Here is a 22,479-nt window from a genome sequence, read left to right as displayed (position 1 = left end):
TAATTTTTATAAGATTTTATAATTTACAAAATATTTCTAGACTTTTCATTTTGAATTATAACGTTACAAAAACCGCCTATTTTTTTATCATTATTAAAAAAAAATATTTAGACTTCTTCTTGATTATTTTACTATTCCATTAAACTATTTAGAATGCCTAAATACTTAATTAAATTATGGATTAATAATTAGCAAAATACGTCACATTATGCTCAAATTTGTGCGAATAAATATATAGTATTTATAAGTTAAACCAACAGGTGTTTAAAAAATCAAATAAAAACCAATCTATAGAAATGTTAAATAATAATAACAAGTGAATAGATTATTTCAGCGGTTCCTGCACATTATGAAAGAATACAGATTTGACTACTAAATTGACCATTGAATAGAATCACCCCAAACAAAAACCACCAACCAGTAGAGTTAAAAAAATTTAAAAACAGCTAGATAATAAAAAAAAATACCAAAAAAAAGGCAGTTTATAACTGCCTTATATATTCAACCTATGCTTCTTACTGACGATCAATTTTCCTTAACAGACCTTTCTCTACTTGATATATTTGTCCATTACCAAAATCAATTTGTTGTTTTTCACCATGTAATACTGGTAAACCTACAATTTTTTCCATTTGTGCTGAACGCTGAAACTGACTAGTCTTTGGGTTATACATCCAATAGATATAACGTTTATCTGCAATATCTTTACCACCCGATAAGTCAGATAAAATGACATCATAATAACCATCAAAGTTAATATCCATATAACCCATACTACCGGCATAGGCGGTAAAACCTGTCAGGCTTTGGACAATCGAGTTATCAACTTTATTCAAAACATCAACTCGCTTTAACGCATTTCCAAGCGGTTGCTTAGGATCATTTTGACCATAAAATTTAAAAATAAATGTTGGTTTATTTGCAACTTTAAATGCTGGTTCAAACTGCATCGACTTACCTGTAGTTTCTGCATTTTCAGAAAATAGAACCTTGAAATTCCCCGTGTTGGCATTTAATGTTCCGCTAATTTGATATTTCCCAGCCTCATCACGCTCACTCGCTACCGACTTCATAATGATCTGATCTGCTTTTTGAGTACCTTTAAATGCAATCTCTTTTACGCTCATCAAGTCATATAAAGTGCCATGTGGATTGGGAATACCTGCATATAAGCTCATGAAATAGCGACCTTCACCCGATTTCAACATTCGTTGCATCGATACACGTACGCCTGACAAAGGTTTAAGCTCAGTTGATACGATTTGTGCAGTTTCAGCAAAGCTAAAGCATGAGATAGACAATGCAGTCAAAGTGATAAGTAGTTGCTTTTTCATGAGTTAGCCCAAAAAATTAAATTCATAATAAGTATTAAAATTATGCGTAATCTATCACAATTAAATTTTATAAGCAGTATTATAAATACTGTAAAGCCCCCATTATCCCAAGCAAAAAATCTGCATATTGAATTGAAAACAAGTTTTCAATAAAAAACCCACTCAATTGAGTGGGTTTTTTAAAGAACTAAGTTTTAGTTCTTTTCTTTATCTACGATTTTATTCGCTTGAATCCAAGGCATCATAGAACGTAACTTGTTACCTGTTACTTCGATGCCATGTGCAGCATTTTGACGACGACGAGCAGTCATAGAAGGATAGTTTAAAGCACCTTCGTTAATAAACATTTTCGCATATTCGCCAGATTGGATACGCTTAAGTGCATTACGCATTGCTTCACGAGATTGTTCATTGATAACTTCAGTACCCGTTACATATTCACCATATTCAGCATTATTCGATACTGAATAGTTCATGTCTGCGATACCGCCTTCGAACATCAAGTCAACGATCAATTTAAGTTCGTGTAGACATTCAAAATACGCCATTTCTGGTGCATAACCTGCTTCAACCAAAGTTTCGAAGCCCATTTTAACCAATTCAACCGCACCACCACAAAGAACTGCTTGCTCACCAAAAAGGTCAGTTTCAGTTTCTTCACGGAATGAAGTTTCAATGATACCTGTACGACCACCACCCACGCCTGAAGCGTAAGAAAGTGCTACGTTGCGCGCATTACCAGAAGCATCTTGGTGAATAGCGATTAAGTCAGGAACACCTGAACCACGTTGGTATTCTGAACGTACTGTGTGACCTGGTGCTTTTGGAGCAACCATGATTACGTCTAAGTCAGCACGTGGAACAACTTGGTTATAAAGAATAGAGAAGCCGTGAGCAAATGCTAAAGTTGCACCTTGCTTAATATTCGGTTCAATTACGTCACGGTAAAGTTGTGATTGGAACTCATCTGGAGTCAAAATCATAACAACGTCAGCTTGAGCAACAGCAGCAGGAACTTCTGAAACTTTAAGACCAGAATTTTCAGCTTTTTTCCAAGAAGTAGAACCTGCACGTAGACCAACAGTTACATCAACGCCAGAATCTTTAAGGTTAAGCGCATGTGCATGACCTTGTGAACCGTAACCAATAATTGCTACTTTTTTGCCTTGGATGATCGATAAGTCTGTGTCTTTATCATAAAAAATTTGCATTGCTGTCTCCGCTTAAATGCTTTGTTTCCTCGTCTTAACCTGAGGATCTTGTTTTGATCAATTTACAGGTTAAGTCCCTCTCCTGTTTGTAAGGAGAGGTTATACATGAGGTTATAAAAAATCAATTAACCAAATGGTTAAAACCTTAAATTTTTAATATCTGAAAAAATTAAATCGATAAAACTTTTTCGCCACGGGCAATACCAGATACACCTGAACGCACCACTTCTAAGATCGTGTTTTCAGCAAGTGCATCAATAAAACCGTCAATTTTCTCTGTTGTCCCTGCAATCTGAATCGTGTAAGTCGTTGGTGTTACATCAACCACCTGACCACGAAAGATGTCTGCTGTACGCTTAATTTCAGCACGCGCAGAACCAAGCGCTTTTACTTTAATCAGCATCAACTCACGTTCAATGTGTGCACCTTCTGACAGATCTACAACTTTCACAACTTCAACTAATTTGTTTAATTGCTTCGTGATTTGTTCAATTTTATGATCATCACCATAAGTCGTCAGCGTTAAACGTGACATGGTTGCATCTTCAGTTGGCGCAACGTTTAGCGTTTCAATGTTATAACCACGTTGAGAAAACAAACCAACTAAACGAGATAACGCACCAGCTTCGTTTTCAACGAGTACAGAAATTATATGTCTCATTCAGTGCGCTCCCCTTTGCCTAACCACATATCTTTCATCGATTGACCTGCAATCAACATTGGATAAACGTGTTCTGCACGATCTACCATAACGTTGATAAATACGCACTTATCATTTATTGCCATTGCTTCAGCAAGTTTTGACTCAAGTTCATCGGCATGATCAATTTGAATACCCACATGACCGTAAGCTTCCATCAATTTTGCAAAATCAGGCAATGAATCAATATAAGAACTTGAATGACGCCCTTCGTAATTCATATCTTGCCATTGTTTAACCATACCCAAAGCTTGGTTATTCAAACAAAGAATTTTGACATTCAAGTCATACTGTTTACAGGTAGACAACTCTTGGATACACATCTGAATTGATGCTTCACCTGTAATACAAACTACATCTTGCTCTGGGAATGCAAGTTTTGCTGCCATTGCGTATGGCAAACCTACACCCATTGTGCCCAAACCACCTGAATTGATCCATTGACGTGGACGTGTATAACGGTAGTAGTTCGCGCCAAACATTTGATGTTGACCAACATCAGACGTAATAATCGCTTGGCTATTGGTAATTTTATCGAGCGCTTCAACCACTTGCTGTGGCTTCATTACCCCATTTTCACCCGCTTCATAACGTAAGCCGTGAACTTTGCGCCATTCATCAATTTGAGACCACCAAGCCGAAATATCTTCAGGGTTTGGCTTAGTAACATTGAGTTGTTTTAACTGGCTCAACATTTCCTGCAACACAGGCTCAACCGCGCCCACAATTGGAATGTGCGCCATAATGGTTTTTGAAATTGTTGCAGGATCAATATCAATGTGAATGACTTTTGCATTGGTACAGAACTTTGCAGGGTTATTGGTTACACGGTCATCGAAACGAGCACCAATTGCCAAAATAACATCTGCATTATGCATGGTCATATTAGCTTCATAGGTTCCGTGCATACCCAACATACCAATGAATTGAGGATCATTGCCCGGGAACGCACCCAAGCCCATCAATGTATTGGTTACAGGGTAATTTAATAAGTGTGCAAGCTCTGTCAATAATGCAGATGCATTGCCCTGAACTACACCGCCCCCCGTATAAATCACAGGACGTTTAGCATTTAACAACTCATCAATTGCTTTACGAATCTGACCAGAATGCCCACGATGTGGCGGCTGATAAGAGCGCATTTTTACTTTTTCAGGATATTCGTAAGCAAATTTATCAACAGGATTGGTCACATCTTTTGGAATATCAACAACCACAGGACCTGGACGACCTGAAGATGCAATATAAAATGCTTTTTTAATAATGCCTGGAATTTCACTTGCATGACGCACTTGGAAACTATGTTTTACGATTGGTCGAGATACGCCAACCATATCGGTTTCTTGGAATGCATCTTCGCCAATTAAATGTGACGGAACCTGACCTGATAAGATCACCATTGGAATGGAGTCCATGTAAGCAGTCGCAATTGGCGTTACAGTGTTGGTGGCACCTGGACCTGAGGTCACAAGGACAACGCCTGTTTTACCCGTTACACGCGAGTATGCATCTGCCATATGACCAGCAGCTTGCTCATGGCGTACAAGGTAATGATTGATTTTTTCTTGTCTAAATAGCGCATCATAAATATGTAAAACTGCGCCGCCTGGATACCCAAAAACATGTTCTACGCCTTCATCCGCTAAAGCGCGAACAAGCATGTCACCACCAGATAAAAGTTCCAACGTATTCACCCTAATCTTTATTCCACGACCTGTATGGGAGACATACAGCGTGCTTCATTGATTGACTTGTGTGCACTGTTATAGCACACATATTTCATAAGTTTTTGCTGCAATATAAAAAAATGTGACTGCACTGTCTTTTAAAAAGTTTGGTCAACCTAAAATACGCTGGGATAAGCATATTTAAGTAATATTCAATTTTTCGGCTTAGAAAAATTGGTACTGCAAGCGATGTATTTATTCAAAGGGTGGTCGAATAAAAACACATAAAACTGTTTAGGCATTTTTGTAGGTTCAGCGACCAAAGTCAAGGTTTCAAAGACGCTTTTCTGGATTATTTTCAGTCTAATATTTTAAGCAACACATAACTTTTTTTTATCAATTGTATTTTTTATCATTAATTTTATTATTAACTTTTGCACTAAAAAAAGAACTAGCCTTTTCATTTTCTAAAAATCGTATAAAATACAGACAGAAATAAAAATCTCATCACAACCCTTATTGTTGATGTATCCATCCATTTCTTCCGATAAAATAATCACAAAATATTTTTCTGCATATATAAGGTAATTCACATGCAAAAGCTTCAATGGTTCAAAACTTCTTTGCTCTCTGTTGCTTTGGTTTCAATCACAGCCTTCACCGCAACACAAAGCTTTGCCAAGCAATATTATAAATGGGTCGATGCAAATGGCTCTACCCACTACACCACTACACCACCACCAGCAAAAGCGAAAAAACACGGTAAAGTCGATACTTATGGTGCTTCACGTAGTTCTTCTAGTGCACCGGTACAAAATAATACAACATCACAGCCTCAAAATAATGCAACACAGAATAATACCGAACAAGCTCAGCATATTCCTGTTGCTCAATCTCAAAGTGCGCCTGTCGAAAATCGCCTAGATGCACCACAATAAAATTTTCAAATATTTCACATCATTTTAGCTGTATAAATTTCAGCGCAAAACTCACTTTTTAGTGCGTTTTGCGCTATGCTGTATTTCAAATTTTCTAACCGTTCTCTTATATTACGTATATGACTACTCACATTGACCCTGAATATCAAGCAAGTGCGATTGAACCGACTGTCCAACAGGACTGGGAAACTCGCAAATCATTCAAAGTTGCCGACATTGTAGAAGGCCCACGTCGTTATATTCTCTCGATGTTCCCTTACCCAAGTGGCAAACTGCATATGGGTCATGTGCGTAACTATACCATTGGTGATGTGATCAGCCGTTTCCACCGCCTCAAAGGTGAAACCGTACTACAACCGATGGGTTGGGATGCCTTTGGTCTACCCGCTGAAAATGCTGCAATTGCTCATCAAGTTGCGCCTGCAAAATGGACATTTGAAAACATCGCGTATATGCGTGACCAACTGAAGAAATTAGGTCTTGCTGTCGATTGGGATCGTGAATTTGCAACCTGTACGCCTGAATATTATCGTTGGGAACAATGGTTATTTGTTCAGCTTTATAAAAAAGGTTTAATTTACCGTAAACTTTCAACAGTAAACTGGGATCCTGTCGATCAAACTGTATTGGCGAATGAACAAGTTGAAAATGGTCGCGGTTGGCGTTCAGGTGCATTGGTTGAAAAACGTGATATTCCAATGTATTACTTCCGTATTACAGACTATGCACAAGAATTATTAGATGATTTAGATACGCTTAAAGACGGTTGGCCACAACAAGTATTGACCATGCAGCGTAACTGGATTGGTCGTTCACAAGGGATGGACATTACTTTTCCATCAGCAAACCCTGATGTTTATGCCGATGGTTTAACAGTATTTACCACACGTGCCGACACCTTAATGGGCGTAACGTATGTTGCAGTTGCAGCAGAACATCCAATAGCGCTTAAAGCTGCTGAAACAAATCCAACATTGGCTGCATTCATTGAAGAATGTCGTATGGGTTCAGTAGCAGAGGCTGATCTTGCTACTGCAGAAAAGAAAGGCATGGCAACAGGTTTATCTGTTAAGCATCCAGTCACAGGCGAAGAAGTTCCTGTTTGGATTGCAAACTACGTGTTGATGTCCTATGGCTCAGGCGCAGTGATGGCTGTTCCCGCACATGACGAACGCGATTTTGAGTTTGCCAATAAATTTGGTTTAAATATCCAACAAGTGATTGATGCTAAAGGTGCAGAAGATGCAGATTTTGATGCAAGCACTTGGCAAGAATGGTACGGTTCAAAAGAAGGTACATTGGTCAATTCAGGCGAATTTGATGGTCTAAATTTACAAGTGGCTTATGATGCCTTCCTTGCAAAATTAGCACCAACAGAGCTTGCGAATTCTAAAGTTCAATTCCGTTTACGTGACTGGGGTGTATCTCGTCAACGTTATTGGGGTTGTCCAATTCCAATGATCAACTGTACCAAGTGTGGTCAAGTACCTGTACCTGAAGACCAGCTTCCTGTGGTTTTACCAACCAATGTCGTTCCCGATGGCTCTGGTAATCCACTGAATAAAATGCCTGAGTTCTATGAAACGACATGTCCAACCTGTGGTGGCGAAGCTCGTCGTGAAACTGATACTTTAGATACTTTCGTAGAATCTTCTTGGTACTATGCGCGTTACGCATCACCTGAATTTACAGGCGGTATTGTTGATCCTGCTGCAGGTCAAACCTGGTTACCTGTAAATCAATATATCGGTGGTGTTGAACATGCCATTCTTCATTTACTATATGCACGCTTCTTCCATAAATTAATGCGTGATGAAGGTGTCGTACAAGGCAATGAACCATTCACCAATTTGTTAACCCAAGGTATGGTACTTGCAGATACTTACTATCGTGAAGCAGATTCAGGCAAAAAAACATGGTTTAACCCTGCTGATATTGACCTTGAACGTGATGAAAAAGGTCGAATCCTTTCTGCAAAATATCAAGGTGATGGCCAAGACGTTGTGGTTGGTGGTCAAGAGAAAATGTCGAAATCGAAAAATAACGGTATCGACCCACAATCTATTATTGATCAATACGGTGCAGATACTGCACGTGTATTTATGATGTTTGCTGCGCCACCTGATCAATCACTTGAATGGTCTGATGCTGGTGTTGAAGGTGCGAATCGTTTCTTAAAACGTGTATGGCGTTTAACGGCAGGCTTCCTTGAAAAAAGCAACAATGCATCTGCAATTGATACCACAAAATTATCAACAGAAGCGCAAGACTTACGCCGTAAAACCCATGAAACCATCCAAAAAGTGGGTGATGACATCGAACGTCGTCATGCATTTAACACAGCAATTGCAGCGATGATGGAATTGCTGAATGCAAATAATAAGTTTGAAACTAAAGATGATAATGATGTTGCTGTTGCTCGCGAATCAATCACCACGCTTTTAACTTTGCTTGCGCCATTTGCACCGCATTTAAGCCAAGTGTTATTGGCGAAGTTTGATATTGAGTTAACATCTGTTTTATTTCCTCAAGTGGATAAATCAGCTTTAACCCGTAATACGCAAACTATTGTGGTTCAGGTGAATGGTAAACTTCGTGGCAAATTAGAAGTTGCAGTTGATATTTCTAAAGATGATATTTTGGCACTTGCGAAAGCATTGCCTGAAGTTCAACAATTCTTGACAGGTCCAACCAAGAAAGAAATTGTTGTTCCAAACAAATTAGTCAATTTGGTGGTTTAATGCTTTTAAGCCTCCCTTTTTGAAGGTGAGAACATCGCTTCGCAAGGGAGAGTTTTAAATAAATGAATCCCACGAAGTCCCCCTCTTTTACAAAGGAGGGGGGACTCCATCTCCAAACATAAAAAGAGAGATTCTCCTCTCTTTTTTAAAAGGAGGTCGGGAGGGATTTAAAACAAAACCCAAACAAAGCCCGTTGTCAGTCAACGGGCTTTGACTTTACAATCAAGATTCCAATTGGGAAGATATTCCCATCAATTTTTAGACAAGATGAACAGAGGACAAAACATGCACTTAGCACAACGTTTGGCAGCAATTGTTTTAACTTTAGGCTTAAGTGCGGGCTTAGTCGGCTGTGGCTTCCATTTAAAAGGTACAAACCCTCAAACAACACCTTTGGTCTATACTAAACTTGAATTGGCTTTGCCTAAAAATGCCAGTGACCTTGAGAAAAAACTCAGCGTTTATTTGGCTGCAAGTGGCGTACAGCTCAGCAATGCAAACGATGCTTACGTTTTACGTGTACTCAATTACACACCTTATCGCCATGAGCTCAACGGTACATTGGTTGAAACATTACTCCGCCTGAGTGTCACCTTCCAAATTGAAGATCGCCAAGGTAATCCAATTACAGAACCTCGTACATTAACGTCATCTCGTAGCTATCAATACAACATCAATACGGTCAATACCGACGATCAACAATATCATTATTTAAGTCAGATCATGGTTGATGATATTGCTCAACAAATTTCCCGCCAAATTTCGGCAAATCGCTTACCAAAAGCAAAAGTGAATGCAACGCTTCCAACTCAACAAGCTGTTCAATAATCGGTTGTACTCATTCTTATGAAATTCGATTATATTCAAGCACTCAAACGCACACATGAAGCCCGTGGTGCTTGGATTATGCACGGTCAAGAGCCTTTGCTTGAGCAAAACTTGATAGATGCTTTTCGCAAGAGTTGGAACATCCAAGAAGTTGAACGCCAACGCTTTGACATTAGTAGCGTAAGTGAGTGGAAAAATGTCTTTAATGCACTCAATAGTTTGTCACTATTTTCGCAAAATCTTGCGATTGAAGTTCATGGTAATATCAAACCTGATGCCAATGCGCTTAAACTTCTAAAACAATACATTCAGCATAATGAACATAATTTACTACTGATTATTATGCCGAAGCAGGATGCAAGTAGCCTAAAATCTGCATTCTTTCAAATGGTCGAAGCTAATGGTGTCGTGGTTCAACTGACTGCGAATTACCCTCAAGATCGTCAACGAATTTTAAGTATTGAAGCTGAAAAATTAGGCATTGAACTGAATCAGGATGCTTGGTCTTGGCTTGAACAACACCATGAACATAATTTATTGGCTGCTCGTAATAGCTTAATGCGTGTCGCAGATACCTTTCCTGAACAAAAACAGATTCAAATCGAACAGTTGTATGAATGTTTACAAGATCAATCTCGCTATACGACATTTGATTTAAGTGATGCCCTCATTGCAGGAAATTTAGCTCAATCTGCACGTATTTTTCAATTTTTAATATCTGCAGGTGAGCCCGCAAGTTTAGTTTTATGGACGATTAGTAAAGAAATGCGTCTTCTCATGCAACTTTTTGAGCAACCACAAAATGCACTACAACTTGGTATTTGGAAAACCAAAATTTCCAATTACCAACAAGCCTTAAGACGACTCAATCCACAGGCTTTTTTACATTGGCCACAACTTCTGTTACGCATTGATGCTGCCATTAAAGGGATGAGCAAAGAAAATCCTGAGCATTTAATTCTGCAAAGTATTACTGAACTTTGTGGTAAAACTCTATTCTGCTAAGTGATCATTTTTATGATGCCATTTAATAAAAATTCAAAACTCTTCAACACCCACACAGAAATATAAATCATTGTATTATAAATATATTTACAGAAATCTCAAATAAACATCTTAGGCTTAATATTTATGTCTATAGCATTAACACCTGATCAAATTCAACAGCTTAAAACACTATTTTCAAAGGCTGATAGTCTAATTTTTAGTGCTGGTGCAGGCATGGGAGTCGATTCAGGTCTACCTGATTTTCGGGGCAATCAAGGGATGTGGAAAGTCTACCCTGAACTTGGGCGAAAAAACTTTGATTTTACTCAAATTGCCAATCCTGCCGCATTTCGTTCTCAGCCTCACCTTGCTTGGGGCTTTTATGGACATCGCTTGGCTTTATACCGTAAAACCCAACCTCATCAAGGCTTTCAACTTCTAAAGCAACTCGCAGAGCAATTGAATGTACCCTATTTTGTATTTACCTCTAATGTCGATGGTCAATTTCAAAAAGCGGGTTTTGATCCAAAATTCATTTATGAATGTCATGGTTCTATTCATCATATCCAATGCCTCAATGCATGTACCAATGAAGTTGAAACTTCCGACACGCTTAAACCTCAAATTAACTCAGATAGTTGTCAATGGCTTGGCAATCTTCCTAAATGTCTTGAATGTGGTGGCTTAATGCGTCCCAATATTCTCATGTTCAATGATGCAACATGGATTTCAACACAGTCAGATCAGCAAGATAAACGCTTAAAAAAGTGGTTAAATCAATACCGCTCACCTTTAGTCATTGAAATAGGCGCAGGCACCGCTATTCCGAGTGTTCGCATGTTTAGTGAACAGTTTTCACCTCATCTTCTTCGGATCAATCCACGTGAGGCAAAAGTGGCTAAAAATGGTGGAATGTCACTTCCATATACTGCACTCAATGCTATTTCATTGATTTTTAATGCACTCATCACCAATTAAAAGTAAATAATTCTCATTTATGTTTCAAAAAATCCACGCTTTATCCTTATTTCATCTCTATAATTTGTCCATCTTTCAGTTTGCCTAGACTTGCAACTATGCCAAAAATAAAACCGTCAAAAATCATTGTCATTGTATTGGGCATTGCCCTACTTATTGGACTCACATGGGCATATTTCAAACCAAAAAATACCCAACCACAGTACATCAGCACTGAGGTCACACGGGGTGATATTGAAGATTCAGTCCTTGCAACAGGTGATCTTGAAGCGACTAAAATGGTCAGTGTGGGTGCGCAGGTATCGGGTCAGGTCAAACGCATGTATGTAAAATTGGGTGATCAAGTCAAACAAGGGCAATTGATTGCACAAATTGACTCTGTACGTCAGACCAATGATCTTAAAACAGCTGAAGCAAGTATTAAAAATCAACAAGCACAACTTGCAACCAAACAAGCGAACTTGACCAAAGTCGAAGCGGAATATAACCGTCAAAATACGATGTATGCACAAGATGCGACATCAAAAGCAGAACTTGAATCTGCTTTGGCAAGTTTTAAAACGGCACAAGCCGATATTGCTGCGGTCAATGCACAAATTGAGCAATCTCGCCTCACCCTTGCAACAGCAAAAGAAGATTTAGGTTATACGCAAATTCTTGCACCTATTGATGGTACGGTTGTTGCGATTGTGACTGAAGAAGGTCAAACGGTAAATGCGAATCAAAGTGCGCCAACCATTGTTAAACTTGCAAAACTCGACACTATGACCATTAAGGCTCAAATTTCTGAAGCCGATGTTATGAAAGTTCAAGAAGGTCAAACGGTTTATTTCACCACATTGGGCGATAGCGAGAAAAAACGCTATGCAACTTTACGTCAAGTCGAGCCTGCACCAGATTCAATCAATACAGAAACAAGTAATAATTCAACATCTACGTCAAGTACAGCAATTTATTATAATGCCCTATTTGATGTTCCAAATGATGATGGCAAATTGCGTATTGATATGACTGCACAGGTTTATATCATTTTAAATGAAGCAAAAAATACCCTTACTGTACCTTCAGCGGCACTTCAAGTATCAAACCGTTCAAAGCGAGCAAGCAGTAAAGATGCTTCATCAGCAGATCTGAAATCAGGTCAAAATACAAATACCACGGGTACAAATAAAGACAGTAAAAATAGCCCACAAGGCGAACGTCCTGAACGCCTAGAACTCACAGCAGATGAAAAAGCACTTATTGAACAAGGCAAAGCTTCTGTTGCAACAGTTCGTGTCTTACAAGCTGATGGTTCAGTAAAACGTAAACAAGTTTTAATTGGACTAAACAACCGAGTCACGGCACAAGTTTTACGTGGCTTAAATGAAGGCGACAATGTTGTTATTGCTGATGGTTCTGATACATCTAACGATTCAGCAAAACGTAGCAATAAAAACAGCGGCCCAATGAGATTATAAGCATGGATCAGAACAACAATCAGAAGAAACAACCTCTGCTTGAGGTTCGTGATCTGATTCGTGAATTCCCTGCGGGTGAGTCCACCATTCAGATTCTAAAGCGCATTAATTTAGAGATTTTTGCAGGAGAATTAGTTGCCATTGTTGGGCAATCAGGTTCAGGTAAATCGACCCTAATGAACATTCTCGGTTGCTTAGATAAACCGACATCGGGTAGTTATAAAGTCAGTGGGCGTGAAACAGGACAACTTGAACCCGATGAGTTGGCACAACTGCGCCGAGAATATTTTGGCTTTATTTTCCAACGCTATCATTTACTTGGTGATTTGAATGCTGCGGGAAATGTCGAAGTACCTGCTATTTATGCAGGGCTTGATCCTGAAGAACGTCAAAAACGTTCACATGAACTATTAAGTGAACTCGGACTTAGTGACAAAACTCAAAACCGTCCAAGTCAATTATCGGGGGGGCAACAGCAACGTGTTTCCATTGCCCGTGCGCTGATGAATGGCGGTGATGTAATACTTGCCGATGAGCCTACTGGTGCCTTGGACAAAAATAGTGGTGTTGAAGTCATGCGTATTTTGCGTGAATTGAATGCCAAAGGACACACCATCATTCTTGTCACACATGATATGAATGTGGCAAAAAATGCAACCCGTATTATTGAGATTAGTGATGGAAATATTATTTCCGATCAACCTAATGTACCTGAAGTTCAGGTTGCAGAAGATCACAGCTTTGATGCGAATATCAATAAAGTACAGAAAAAATCATCGACTTTTCGTGCCACTTTAGACCGCTTTAGTGAAGCCTTTAATATGGCATTGTTAGCGATGAATGCACATCGTATGCGTACATTTTTGACTATGCTTGGGATCATTATTGGTATTGCTTCTGTGGTTTCTGTAGTTGCACTGGGTAATGGTTCACAAAAACAAATTTTAGAAAATATTAGCAGTTTAGGCACCAATACCATCACTGTGTATCAAGGGCGAGGTTTTGGCGATAACTCCAAAACAGCACAAGTCAAAACCCTTATTCCAGCAGATGCTGAGGCACTTTCAGAACAACCTTATGTCGATGGTGTTAGTCCATCGGTCAGCTCAAGTGTCACAGGACGTTTTAAAGACACAGAAGCCTCCATTAGTGTCAATGGTGTAGGCGAGGACTTCTTTTACGTCAAAGGACTCACCTTCCAATCTGGACAAGCCTTTGACAAACAAAGCGTAACTGAACGTGCGCAAGATGTTGTCATTGATTCCAATACCAAAAATACATTCTTTGCTGATGGTACAAATCCTGTTGGACAAGTCATTTTATTGGGTAATTTACCAAGTCGAATTATTGGTGTGACCGATGTACAAAAGAGCATGATGGGGAATTCTGACAGTTTGAATGTGTATTTACCTTATTCTACTGTGATGAGCCGTATGCTCGGGCAGTCTAACGTCCGTAATATTATTGTTCGAGTAAAAGATGAATACCCAAGTGCGATTGCTGAAAATGCCATTCTTACTTTACTTGAGCAACGTCATGGCGCACAAGATGTCTTTACGCAAAACTCCGACAGTATTCGTGAAACCATTGAGCAAACCACTCAAACTATGACCCTGCTTGTATCTGCTATTGCTGTGATCTCGCTCATTGTGGGTGGTATTGGTGTCATGAACATTATGTTGGTATCAGTGACCGAACGCACGCAGGAAATTGGTGTACGAATGGCTGTAGGTGCACGTCAAAGTGACATTCTGCAACAATTCCTCATCGAAGCGATTTTGGTTTGTATTTTGGGCGGTATTTTAGGTGTGTTGTTATCGCTCGGTATTGGGCAGGTGATTGGACACTTTGCCAAAGGTACATTCCAAATGGCGTATTCGACAACGTCCATTATCGCAGCCTTTGTTTGTTCAACCATTATTGGTGTAGTGTTTGGATTTATTCCCGCACGTAATGCCGCACAGCTCGATCCTGTCGATGCACTGTCTAGAGAATAAGGACTCCATTTATGCAAATGAATATGACAAAACTTGCAGCCGCCTTAGTTCTAGGAAGCTCACTCATTGGGTGTGCGGCTGTGGTGAAAACACCGTATCAAGCCCCTGCCGTACAAATTCCTGAAGGTTTTGCTTATAACAAAGCCAATCAAGCACAACTGCATACCGATGTATATGCAGACAAATGGTGGACGCTATTTGGTGATCAGCAACTCAATACCCTAGTCAATCAAGTCTTAACGCAAAATACCGATTTAGCCGTTGCAGGCATCCAGTTACAACAAGCACGTTTACGTGCAGGCTTGGCAGCAAATCAACAAGGTATTCGGGTCAACTCTGGAGTTTCTACAGGACATCGCTTTGATTTAAATTCAGGCGATGACACATCATCTGGACTTTCACTCAGTGCAGGCGTGAGTTATGAAGTTGATTTATTTGGTAAACTTGCACGTCAAACTGAAGTAAGTCGTTGGGAAGCTTTAGCGACTGAGCAAGATTTACAAGCGACAGGTCAAAGTCTGATTGCTACAACTGCCAATTTATACTGGCAATTAGGTTATTTAAATGAACGCTATAATACTGTTCAGCAAAATTTAGCATCAACGCAAAAAACCTATGAATTAGTACGCTCACAATATAAAGCAGGCGCAGTTTCAGGCTTAGATTTAACCCAAGCAGAACAGGCTGTACAAAGCCAAAAAGCAAGCTTGAGCCAAATTGATCAGCAACGTGTTGAAACGCGTACAGCGTTGGCTGTGCTACTGCAAATACCTGTACAACAGCTCAATATTCAAGAACCAAAACAACTGCCACGTATTAGTCTACCTAAAGTATCTGCTGGTTTGCCTGCTGAATTACTCTCACGTCGCCCCGATTTAAAAGCGGCTGAGTTACGTTTACGTGAAGCTTTGGCATCTAAAGATGCGACCAAAGCAAGCTACTATCCTTCAATAAGTTTAACGGGAAATTTAGGTTCAAGCAGTACCTCACTGACACAGCTTTTACAAAATCCCGCGCTGTCTTTGGGTGCAAATTTAAGTCTGCCTTTTCTTCAATATAACGATATGAAAAAGGACTTAAAAATAAGTGAATTGGACTATGAAAAAACCATTATTCAATATCGCCAAACCTTATATCAAGCTTTTGCTGATACTGAAAATGCATTGTCTAATCGTAGCGAGCTAGACAAACAAGTGGCTTTACAGCAACGTAATTTAGAACTTGCAGATAAAACTGAACGTCTAACCCAAGTACGTTATAAGAATGGTGCAATTGCGTTAAAAAATCTTTTGGATGCACAAGAAACTACACGTAATGCACGCCTGACCTTAGTACAGACCAAACAAAGCCAATACAATGCTTATGTGACACTGATGCAAGCTTTGGGTGGAAGTCCAATAAAACAACTCCCGTTAGTTGAATAGTTATATTGTTTAAGCTTGTTATTTTCCATTAAAAATAAAAAAGAGCTTCAATTGAAGCTCTTTTTTATTTACAAAATTTCTATGCCAATATTTACGATAAATTAAGCTTCTGGCTTTTCTTCAGCAATTTTCACACGAATACCATGACCATGTAAGCGTAAAGTATTTAAACCTTTCACTGCTTTAACGCCTTCACGTGCATTTGGCATATCAACAAAAGCAAAACCTTTCGACTTACCTGTTGCTGCATCCATAATCAAATCACATGCGGCTACAGTGCCGTATTGTTTAAACAATTCAAGCAGTTCTGCTTCTGTTACAGTACGCTGTAAACTACGAACTAAAATTTTCATCTCACAACCTTCAATCTAAAATAGGCAAAAAACATCAAAAAGCACTCGCCTACACTACTTTTTGAATGAAAACGGGATTGCTATAGTTTAATCGAGATCAATGCCAAAATCTAAATTAATCGCCTGTCGTTCGAGTAAAGCACTTTTAACGGTTTGTTGACGCTGTTTATAATGTGTTTCCGTGGTACACAAATGACGTGTTAGATCATTGAGAAAATAGCTTTCAACCTTACGACCTTGCTCATCAACTTGACTACTTGCCCACATATTTAAATTTTGTTTGGTCAATATTAGCTCATTCTTCGCACGTGTCATCGCCACATAAAGCACACGGCGTTCTTCTTCAACTTCATCAAAATTTCCTTGCGCTCGAGCATGAGGGTACTGCCCTGCAGACACATTTGCCACATAACAGACTTTTTGCTCTGTACCTTTTGCCGAGTGGATGGTAATAAGTGTGACTACATCATCTTGCGATTGACGTTCAATTTCTGAAATAGACACAGGATCTAAAACATATTCTTCTAAAAACTCACTGAGCTGAGAATGTTTAGATGCAAGTTGTTTGACGAGATCAAAATCACCTATACGCTTGTTCCAATCTTTCTTAGCATAATTTTCTTCAAGCTGGTTAAGAATCGCTTCCACACCCAATTTTACGCAAGCTTCCACTTCCGTTTTGAGTACATTCATTTGCTTCATAATCAGCAATGTACTTTCAGGAATACGCCCAAATTTTTCGAGTTTTTCAGTAATTTTATCGAAATCGGGCTCAGCTAGTAATTGTTGAGCAAGTTTACTTGCACTCACATCGCCCACACCATTCCACAGCGTCAGAAAACGCATCCACGCAATGTCATCGAGCGGATTGGCAATCACACGTAATAAGCTGAGTAAATCCTTCACATGCGCTGTTTCAAGTAGTTTCATGCCACCAATAAAACGATACGGCACATTCGCTTGAATAAATGCAGCTTCAATATGTCGTGCAGCAAAGGCCGAACGCACCAAAACCATATGATTGTTCCAAGCAGAACCTTCAAGCAAATGACGCTCTTTAATGTCAATGGCAATCCATTTGGCTTCATCAAATTCATTCGGAAATACGTGCATACGAGGTTTAATGCCGTCACCGCGATAAGCCTCAAGTTTTTTATCATAATCAATTGAGCTTTGATCCAACAACCAATTGGAAAAATCTAAAATTTCTTGGGTTGAACGATAATTTTTTTCGAGTTTGAAAATTTCAGCATCAGGTACACGATCTTTAAAATGGTGAATGTTTTCAAAATCTGCACCACGAAAACCGTAAATCGACTGTGCATCATCACCGACACAGAACAATGAAGTTTTGTCTTTTAAAGGTTCTAAAATTGCCCATTGCAAAGGGTTTGTATCCTGCATTTCATCGACAAGTATGTGATGACAAAGTGATGCAACATAGTCAGTTAGACCTTCCGATTGCGCTAAACCTGAAGCCACCACAGCCAAAATATCGTCATAATCTAAAAAATAACGTGCCTGTTTCCGAGCTTCGTACTCTTTCATTACTTCGGCAATTTGATCTTTATATTCTAAAAATTCAGGCATCTGCTTTTCTAAAGCAAGGCTGAGTTTTTGACGAGTATTTCGTGCAAATGAATACAGATCACAGAGTTCTTTCGGCTTTGGTAAGGCATTTGGATTCTTTTTATCGTCTTTGCCACGAATCAGGCGAAACAACATGAGCTGATCATCACGATCAATAATTGAAAATTGATCTAAGCCAAATGCTTTTGGTACACGGCGCAACAAATACATGCAGAATGTATGGAATGTTGATGCACGTAAGCCTTTAGCATCATCACCCAAAGCAAGTTCAACACGAGCGACTATTTCACTTGCTGAACGACGAGTAAAAGTGAGAATTTGGATTTGATTGGCAGGCACGCCTTGATCAATCAGATAGGCTGCTCGTGCCACGATGGTTTTGGTTTTACCACAACCTGCCCCTGCAAGGACTAGACTGTGCTTAGTTTCAGTCATAGCAGCTTGTTTTTGTTGAGGGTTTAATTCGTTAATCAGGTTGGCTAAACTCATGGGTACTCATCACATTGTGGATGATGCTAGTTTAACAGAGCTATAGGTAAATGAGGCGGTTTCTACTTTAAGATGATGTCATCTTAACATAAGCTATAATTTCACTTATAAACTCGAATTGTATGGCGATCAATTACTTGATAATTCAAGCCCAATTTCTTCGTTGTTACATCAAGATATACGAGAAAATTTTGGTCTCGTAAATTAATAGGAAAGCTTTTTTTCGTATCTATATTTTTATCAAAAATGACTTTTATCCCTTTTTCATGTTGGATGAGATATGCCACAGTACCGATTGAATTATCTTCGAATCGGAAAGAGGTTTTCTTCCCTTGTTGTAAATAATTTTTGACTTCATTTGTCATATCAGATTGAGCAAAACCAAAATTTTGAATACTCAACATTAAAATACCAACCATTATTTTTTTCATTTTTGATCTCTATATTATTTCAATACCTTAACCACATTAACACAACAGCGTTCCAAATTTTTTTCACCATTTTTTAATGCCGTTTGCAAATCACATGCACCATCTACTATGCCGAAAATTGCAGTAAATCCCTCATCATATAATTCCTCAATACCTTTCCCCACATATCCTGCAAAGGCAATCACAGGTTTATTGAATCGCTTCGCTACTTGTGCCACACCAAATGGTGTTTTACCAAACTTCGTTTGAAAGTCAATTCCCCCCTCACCTGTAAATACATAATCTGCCTGGGCAATTTTTTCACTTAACCCTGTTTCTTCAATCACAATTTCCACACCTGAGCGAATCTTTGCCCCTGCAAAAGCCATTAAACCAAAACCCAACCCACCTGCTGCGCCCGTACCTTGAACATGGGCAATATCAAGATTTAATTGCTGTTTAACCAAGTTAGCAAAATGGCTGAGATTTTGATCTAAAACATCTACCATTTCAGATGTTGCACCTTTTTGTGGAGCAAATACATGAGATGCGCCATTTTCACCACATAAAGGATTATTTACATCACTGGCAATAACAATTTCAGTCGATTTCAAACGTGGATCAAGTTGTGAAAGATCAATGCTTTGAATTTGATCCAGTTGACCACCACCCACTTGAACAGCCTGACCATTTTCATCCAAAAATTTTGCACCTAATGCCTGTGCCATGCCTGCACCTGCATCATTAGTCACACTGCCACCTAAACCAATAATGATTTTAGATACACCTAATTCTAAAGCCGCTTTAATTATTTCCCCTGTACCTAAAGTCGATGTCAGTAACGGATTTCGCTGTGATGATTCAATCAGGTGAATACCATTTGCTAACGCCATTTCAATCACAGCGGTTTGATCATTTTCAATTAAGCCAAAATAACTTTGCACTTTTTGCTGTATAAATGGACCTGAAACATCTAGCTCAACTTTTCGACCATTTCTGGCAGCAACTAAGGCATCTACCGTTCCCTCACCACCGTCTGCCATAGGTACATAAATAAATTGTGCATCGGGTAGAGCTTTTACAATGCCTCGTTGCATAGCAGCACAAGCTTGCTCAGCCGTCATACTTTCTTTAAATGAATCAGGTGCTAGGAGAAAAGTTTTCATAATTTGTGAATATTTGATGTTTCAAATATTATTAACACAAATCTAAGCTTAGATAAATTTTCATTCATAAACGATAACTACAAAATAAAAATGCCTGATTAAATCATCAGGCATTTCTTTAAATCAATAATATTTAACATTTAATAACTTGCGGGAGGAATCCGTTTAATTGCTGCAGCAAAAGTGAGATAATTCACGCCTTGAAATAAGATATCAACAGCTAAAAATAAACCTAGCACCCAAAATGGCGCATCTGGTGAAGCTAAAATCATAATACCTGTAATGAGTGTGAGTAAGCCCGAAAATAATGTCCACCCCCAACCTGACATTGGTTTAAGTATAAATGCATTAAATATTCGAATAAAACCAGCAATTAACAATGCAACCGCCAATAAATTTGTGAGTACTATGGCTGTAGTGATTGGTGATTTAAATGCGTAATATCCAGCCACAAGATACAAAATACCAAATAGCGCCCATAACCATCGAAAACCGCCATCAAAGATTTTAAATGCAGCAATAAGATGAAGTACACCGCCGATCATCATCAATACACCAAATAGTGTAACAACTGTGAGTGTTGCCATACCTAAAGATGCCAATAAAACTAAACCAAAGATGACGAGCAATGCCCCCAATAACAAATACCATTTACGATTTTCATGTAATTGATGACGAACAAGATCATTTCCCACAGTTTTCATCTGACGTACTCCTCTGTTCTATATTCATTTTTTAATTGAAGTTTTATTGTTAGCTCAAATATTTCCAACTGTCTGTTTCATTTTGTCGATTACTTTTAACTATTGAGCTGAAATATTTTCTATGATTTATGATCATTGTGAATAAAACAATATTTATCCACATTATAACTTCTTAAGTTTGCTACAAATACTTATCACTATTTCATCCAACCTATTTCCTGTGCCGTTGTTGGACTCATCATCGTAGCTTGCAAGCTTTTAGGCGTCACACTTTTATTTTCAGATAACGGAATATAACCGCCCATGATTTCCGCCATACTTTGTGGATACAAAGGTTTACGATCAGGCTCTGCATATCCCAAAGGATAAATTGGCTGTCCACTTAGCATGTCATATTTATCTGTTGCACCAAAGGCATGCAATAACTCATGTGTCGCAACCACTTGATTCGAGCCACGATATTTTTCGGATGCAAATAAATTGACTGTACCAATGCGACCACGTTGTAATGCCACAGAATGCTTAAGTACATTGATTTTTTGCGGATTATAAAAATTTAAATAAAGTGTTACATCGGGAGAACCATCTGCACTTTGATGCTGTTTCCAAGCATAATAACGGAATTTTAAACTCCATAAAATATTATCCAACATACTGTTCGATACTGGTACTTTCGAAGGAAGTTCCGTCAATGTTCGCCCCAATTGAAAGTCAAAAAAGATAGCTTGCCCACGGAACTGTCTAGAATTTTCAGCTAGAAAATGCTGTGTTTGATCTAGGTTTTCAATGGAAATTTGCTCAATATATTTTGCCGTTACTGGATCCCCATCAGCATTGATAGGATGTAGCAATACAATCACTGATTTGTTCCAATCTTGATTCATATCTTGCCAAGTACTAAATGCTACCCATGCTAAAATCAGCAGTAATATCGAAACTCGAATTTTTTTCCACACTTCAATATACTCCTTGATTCTATCTTTTCATTATGCTGAATAATCTTTCAGTTTTACTTAATTTTTAGGAGTAATGATGGCTTTTGTAGTACGAAATTTTCCCAAATAAAATCATACAACTTTCTCTGATTTGAAAATACTGCTAATTTTTTTGCTTTTTGTATACTACACCACTGATATTCTGTATGTTCATGATTCAATTCAATGCTCTGATTCGGCTCACAATAGCCAACAAAGACAGGAATCATTTCAATCACATTTAAGCTCGGTTCATAAAACTGTTCAATAAAATCTGCACTAAATAATTGCTGAACATGAGTACCCGTTTCCTCTAGAATTTCACGTAATATAGCTTGACTCGCAGTTTCGTTAGGCTCAACTTTACCTGCAACATGACACCAAAAATTACCCTTAACACGGTTCATTAGCAAAATTTTGAGTTCACCTTCTATTTCTGATAATAGAACGGCTGAAACGACGACTGAACGAATTGGAATCATAAGTAAGTGACTTCACTTTATTCAATTATATATTTCACATCATATA

General features: G+C 38.6%; 19 protein-coding genes. 8 read left to right on the top strand and 11 right to left on the bottom strand.

Annotated features, from left to right (window positions below):
• Positions 1-515 precede the first annotated feature (515 nt).
• The 4 genes from ACK2M2_RS04720 to ACK2M2_RS04705 all read right to left on the bottom strand — a co-directional run bounded on the left by ACK2M2_RS04720 (position 516) and on the right by ACK2M2_RS04705 (position 4,930).
• A complete protein-coding gene (locus ACK2M2_RS04720) occupies positions 516-1,334 on the bottom strand; it encodes an XAC2610-related protein (protein WP_419346328.1) in 819 nt (272 codons plus the stop codon).
• Between the two features lie 194 nt (positions 1,335-1,528).
• Positions 1,529-2,545 carry a ketol-acid reductoisomerase gene (ilvC, locus tag ACK2M2_RS04715; protein WP_409510793.1) on the bottom strand — a complete coding sequence of 339 codons (1,017 nt, stop codon included), beginning with the start codon at positions 2,543-2,545 and terminating at the stop codon, positions 1,529-1,531.
• A 169-nt stretch (positions 2,546-2,714) separates the two neighbouring features.
• Complete coding sequence (gene ilvN, locus ACK2M2_RS04710; protein WP_409510792.1) at positions 2,715-3,206, bottom strand: acetolactate synthase small subunit; 492 nt, start codon at positions 3,204-3,206, stop codon at positions 2,715-2,717.
• Complete coding sequence (locus ACK2M2_RS04705) at positions 3,203-4,930, bottom strand: acetolactate synthase 3 large subunit (protein WP_419346327.1); 1,728 nt, start codon at positions 4,928-4,930, stop codon at positions 3,203-3,205. The genes ilvN and ACK2M2_RS04705 overlap by 4 nt, the downstream gene beginning before the upstream one ends.
• 575 nt (positions 4,931-5,505) lie before the next feature.
• Here ACK2M2_RS04705 and ACK2M2_RS04700 point away from each other — a divergent pair.
• From ACK2M2_RS04700 to ACK2M2_RS04665, 8 genes are all read left to right on the top strand, one after another.
• Complete coding sequence (locus tag ACK2M2_RS04700) at positions 5,506-5,850, top strand: DUF4124 domain-containing protein (protein WP_409510790.1); 345 nt, start codon at positions 5,506-5,508, stop codon at positions 5,848-5,850.
• A 119-nt stretch (positions 5,851-5,969) separates the two neighbouring features.
• Positions 5,970-8,591 (top strand): leucine--tRNA ligase, encoded by a 2,622-nt coding sequence (gene leuS, locus ACK2M2_RS04695; protein ID WP_419346326.1) that lies wholly within the window; start codon positions 5,970-5,972, stop codon positions 8,589-8,591.
• Positions 8,592-8,876: 285 nt separating this feature from the next.
• On the top strand, positions 8,877-9,419 hold the full coding sequence (lptE, locus tag ACK2M2_RS04690; protein ID WP_409510788.1) for an LPS assembly lipoprotein LptE: 543 nt from the start codon (positions 8,877-8,879) through the stop codon (positions 9,417-9,419).
• A gap of 18 nt (positions 9,420-9,437) precedes the next feature.
• Complete coding sequence (gene holA / locus ACK2M2_RS04685) at positions 9,438-10,424, top strand: DNA polymerase III subunit delta (protein ID WP_419346324.1); 987 nt, start codon at positions 9,438-9,440, stop codon at positions 10,422-10,424.
• A gap of 126 nt (positions 10,425-10,550) precedes the next feature.
• The gene (locus tag ACK2M2_RS04680; protein ID WP_409510786.1) at positions 10,551-11,384 is read left to right on the top strand and encodes an SIR2 family NAD-dependent protein deacylase; all 834 of its coding nucleotides are present in this window, start codon (positions 10,551-10,553) and stop codon (positions 11,382-11,384) included.
• A gap of 98 nt (positions 11,385-11,482) precedes the next feature.
• On the top strand, positions 11,483-12,844 hold the full coding sequence (locus ACK2M2_RS04675; protein WP_409510785.1) for a MacA family efflux pump subunit: 1,362 nt from the start codon (positions 11,483-11,485) through the stop codon (positions 12,842-12,844).
• 2 nt (positions 12,845-12,846) lie between these two features.
• Positions 12,847-14,841, top strand: a complete 1,995-nt coding sequence (locus tag ACK2M2_RS04670; RefSeq protein ID WP_419346322.1) for a MacB family efflux pump subunit — start codon at positions 12,847-12,849, stop codon at positions 14,839-14,841.
• Between the two features lie 23 nt (positions 14,842-14,864).
• Entirely contained in the window at positions 14,865-16,265 is a 1,401-nt protein-coding gene (locus ACK2M2_RS04665; protein WP_419346460.1) for an efflux transporter outer membrane subunit, read from the top strand.
• 101 nt (positions 16,266-16,366) lie between these two features.
• On the opposite strand, the gene ACK2M2_RS04660 is transcribed toward ACK2M2_RS04665, so the two are convergent.
• The 7 genes from ACK2M2_RS04660 to ACK2M2_RS04630 form a co-directional block, all read right to left on the bottom strand.
• A complete protein-coding gene (locus ACK2M2_RS04660; RefSeq protein WP_409510783.1) occupies positions 16,367-16,618 on the bottom strand; it encodes an RNA recognition motif domain-containing protein in 252 nt (83 codons plus the stop codon).
• Between the two features lie 87 nt (positions 16,619-16,705).
• Entirely contained in the window at positions 16,706-18,697 is a 1,992-nt protein-coding gene (locus ACK2M2_RS04655; protein WP_419346320.1) for an ATP-dependent helicase, read from the bottom strand.
• A gap of 101 nt (positions 18,698-18,798) precedes the next feature.
• Positions 18,799-19,128: a hypothetical protein gene (locus ACK2M2_RS04650; protein WP_419346319.1), complete on the bottom strand. Its 330-nt coding sequence runs from the start codon at positions 19,126-19,128 to the stop codon at positions 18,799-18,801.
• Between the two features lie 14 nt (positions 19,129-19,142).
• Positions 19,143-20,276, bottom strand: a complete 1,134-nt coding sequence (locus ACK2M2_RS04645; protein WP_419346458.1) for a glycerate kinase — start codon at positions 20,274-20,276, stop codon at positions 19,143-19,145.
• A gap of 137 nt (positions 20,277-20,413) precedes the next feature.
• Complete coding sequence (locus ACK2M2_RS04640; protein WP_409510780.1) at positions 20,414-20,977, bottom strand: HdeD family acid-resistance protein; 564 nt, start codon at positions 20,975-20,977, stop codon at positions 20,414-20,416.
• A gap of 197 nt (positions 20,978-21,174) precedes the next feature.
• On the bottom strand, positions 21,175-21,933 hold the full coding sequence (locus tag ACK2M2_RS04635) for a hypothetical protein (protein WP_419346317.1): 759 nt from the start codon (positions 21,931-21,933) through the stop codon (positions 21,175-21,177).
• 53 nt (positions 21,934-21,986) lie between these two features.
• Positions 21,987-22,433 carry an NUDIX hydrolase gene (locus ACK2M2_RS04630; protein ID WP_409510778.1) on the bottom strand — a complete coding sequence of 149 codons (447 nt, stop codon included), beginning with the start codon at positions 22,431-22,433 and terminating at the stop codon, positions 21,987-21,989.
• Between the last annotated feature and the right edge of the window lie 46 nt (positions 22,434-22,479).

It is taken from the genome of Acinetobacter sp. TY1 (genome assembly GCF_048551395.1).
Taxonomy (GTDB): domain Bacteria; phylum Pseudomonadota; class Gammaproteobacteria; order Pseudomonadales; family Moraxellaceae; genus Acinetobacter.
This window is presented reverse-complemented; position numbering and strand designations above follow the sequence as displayed.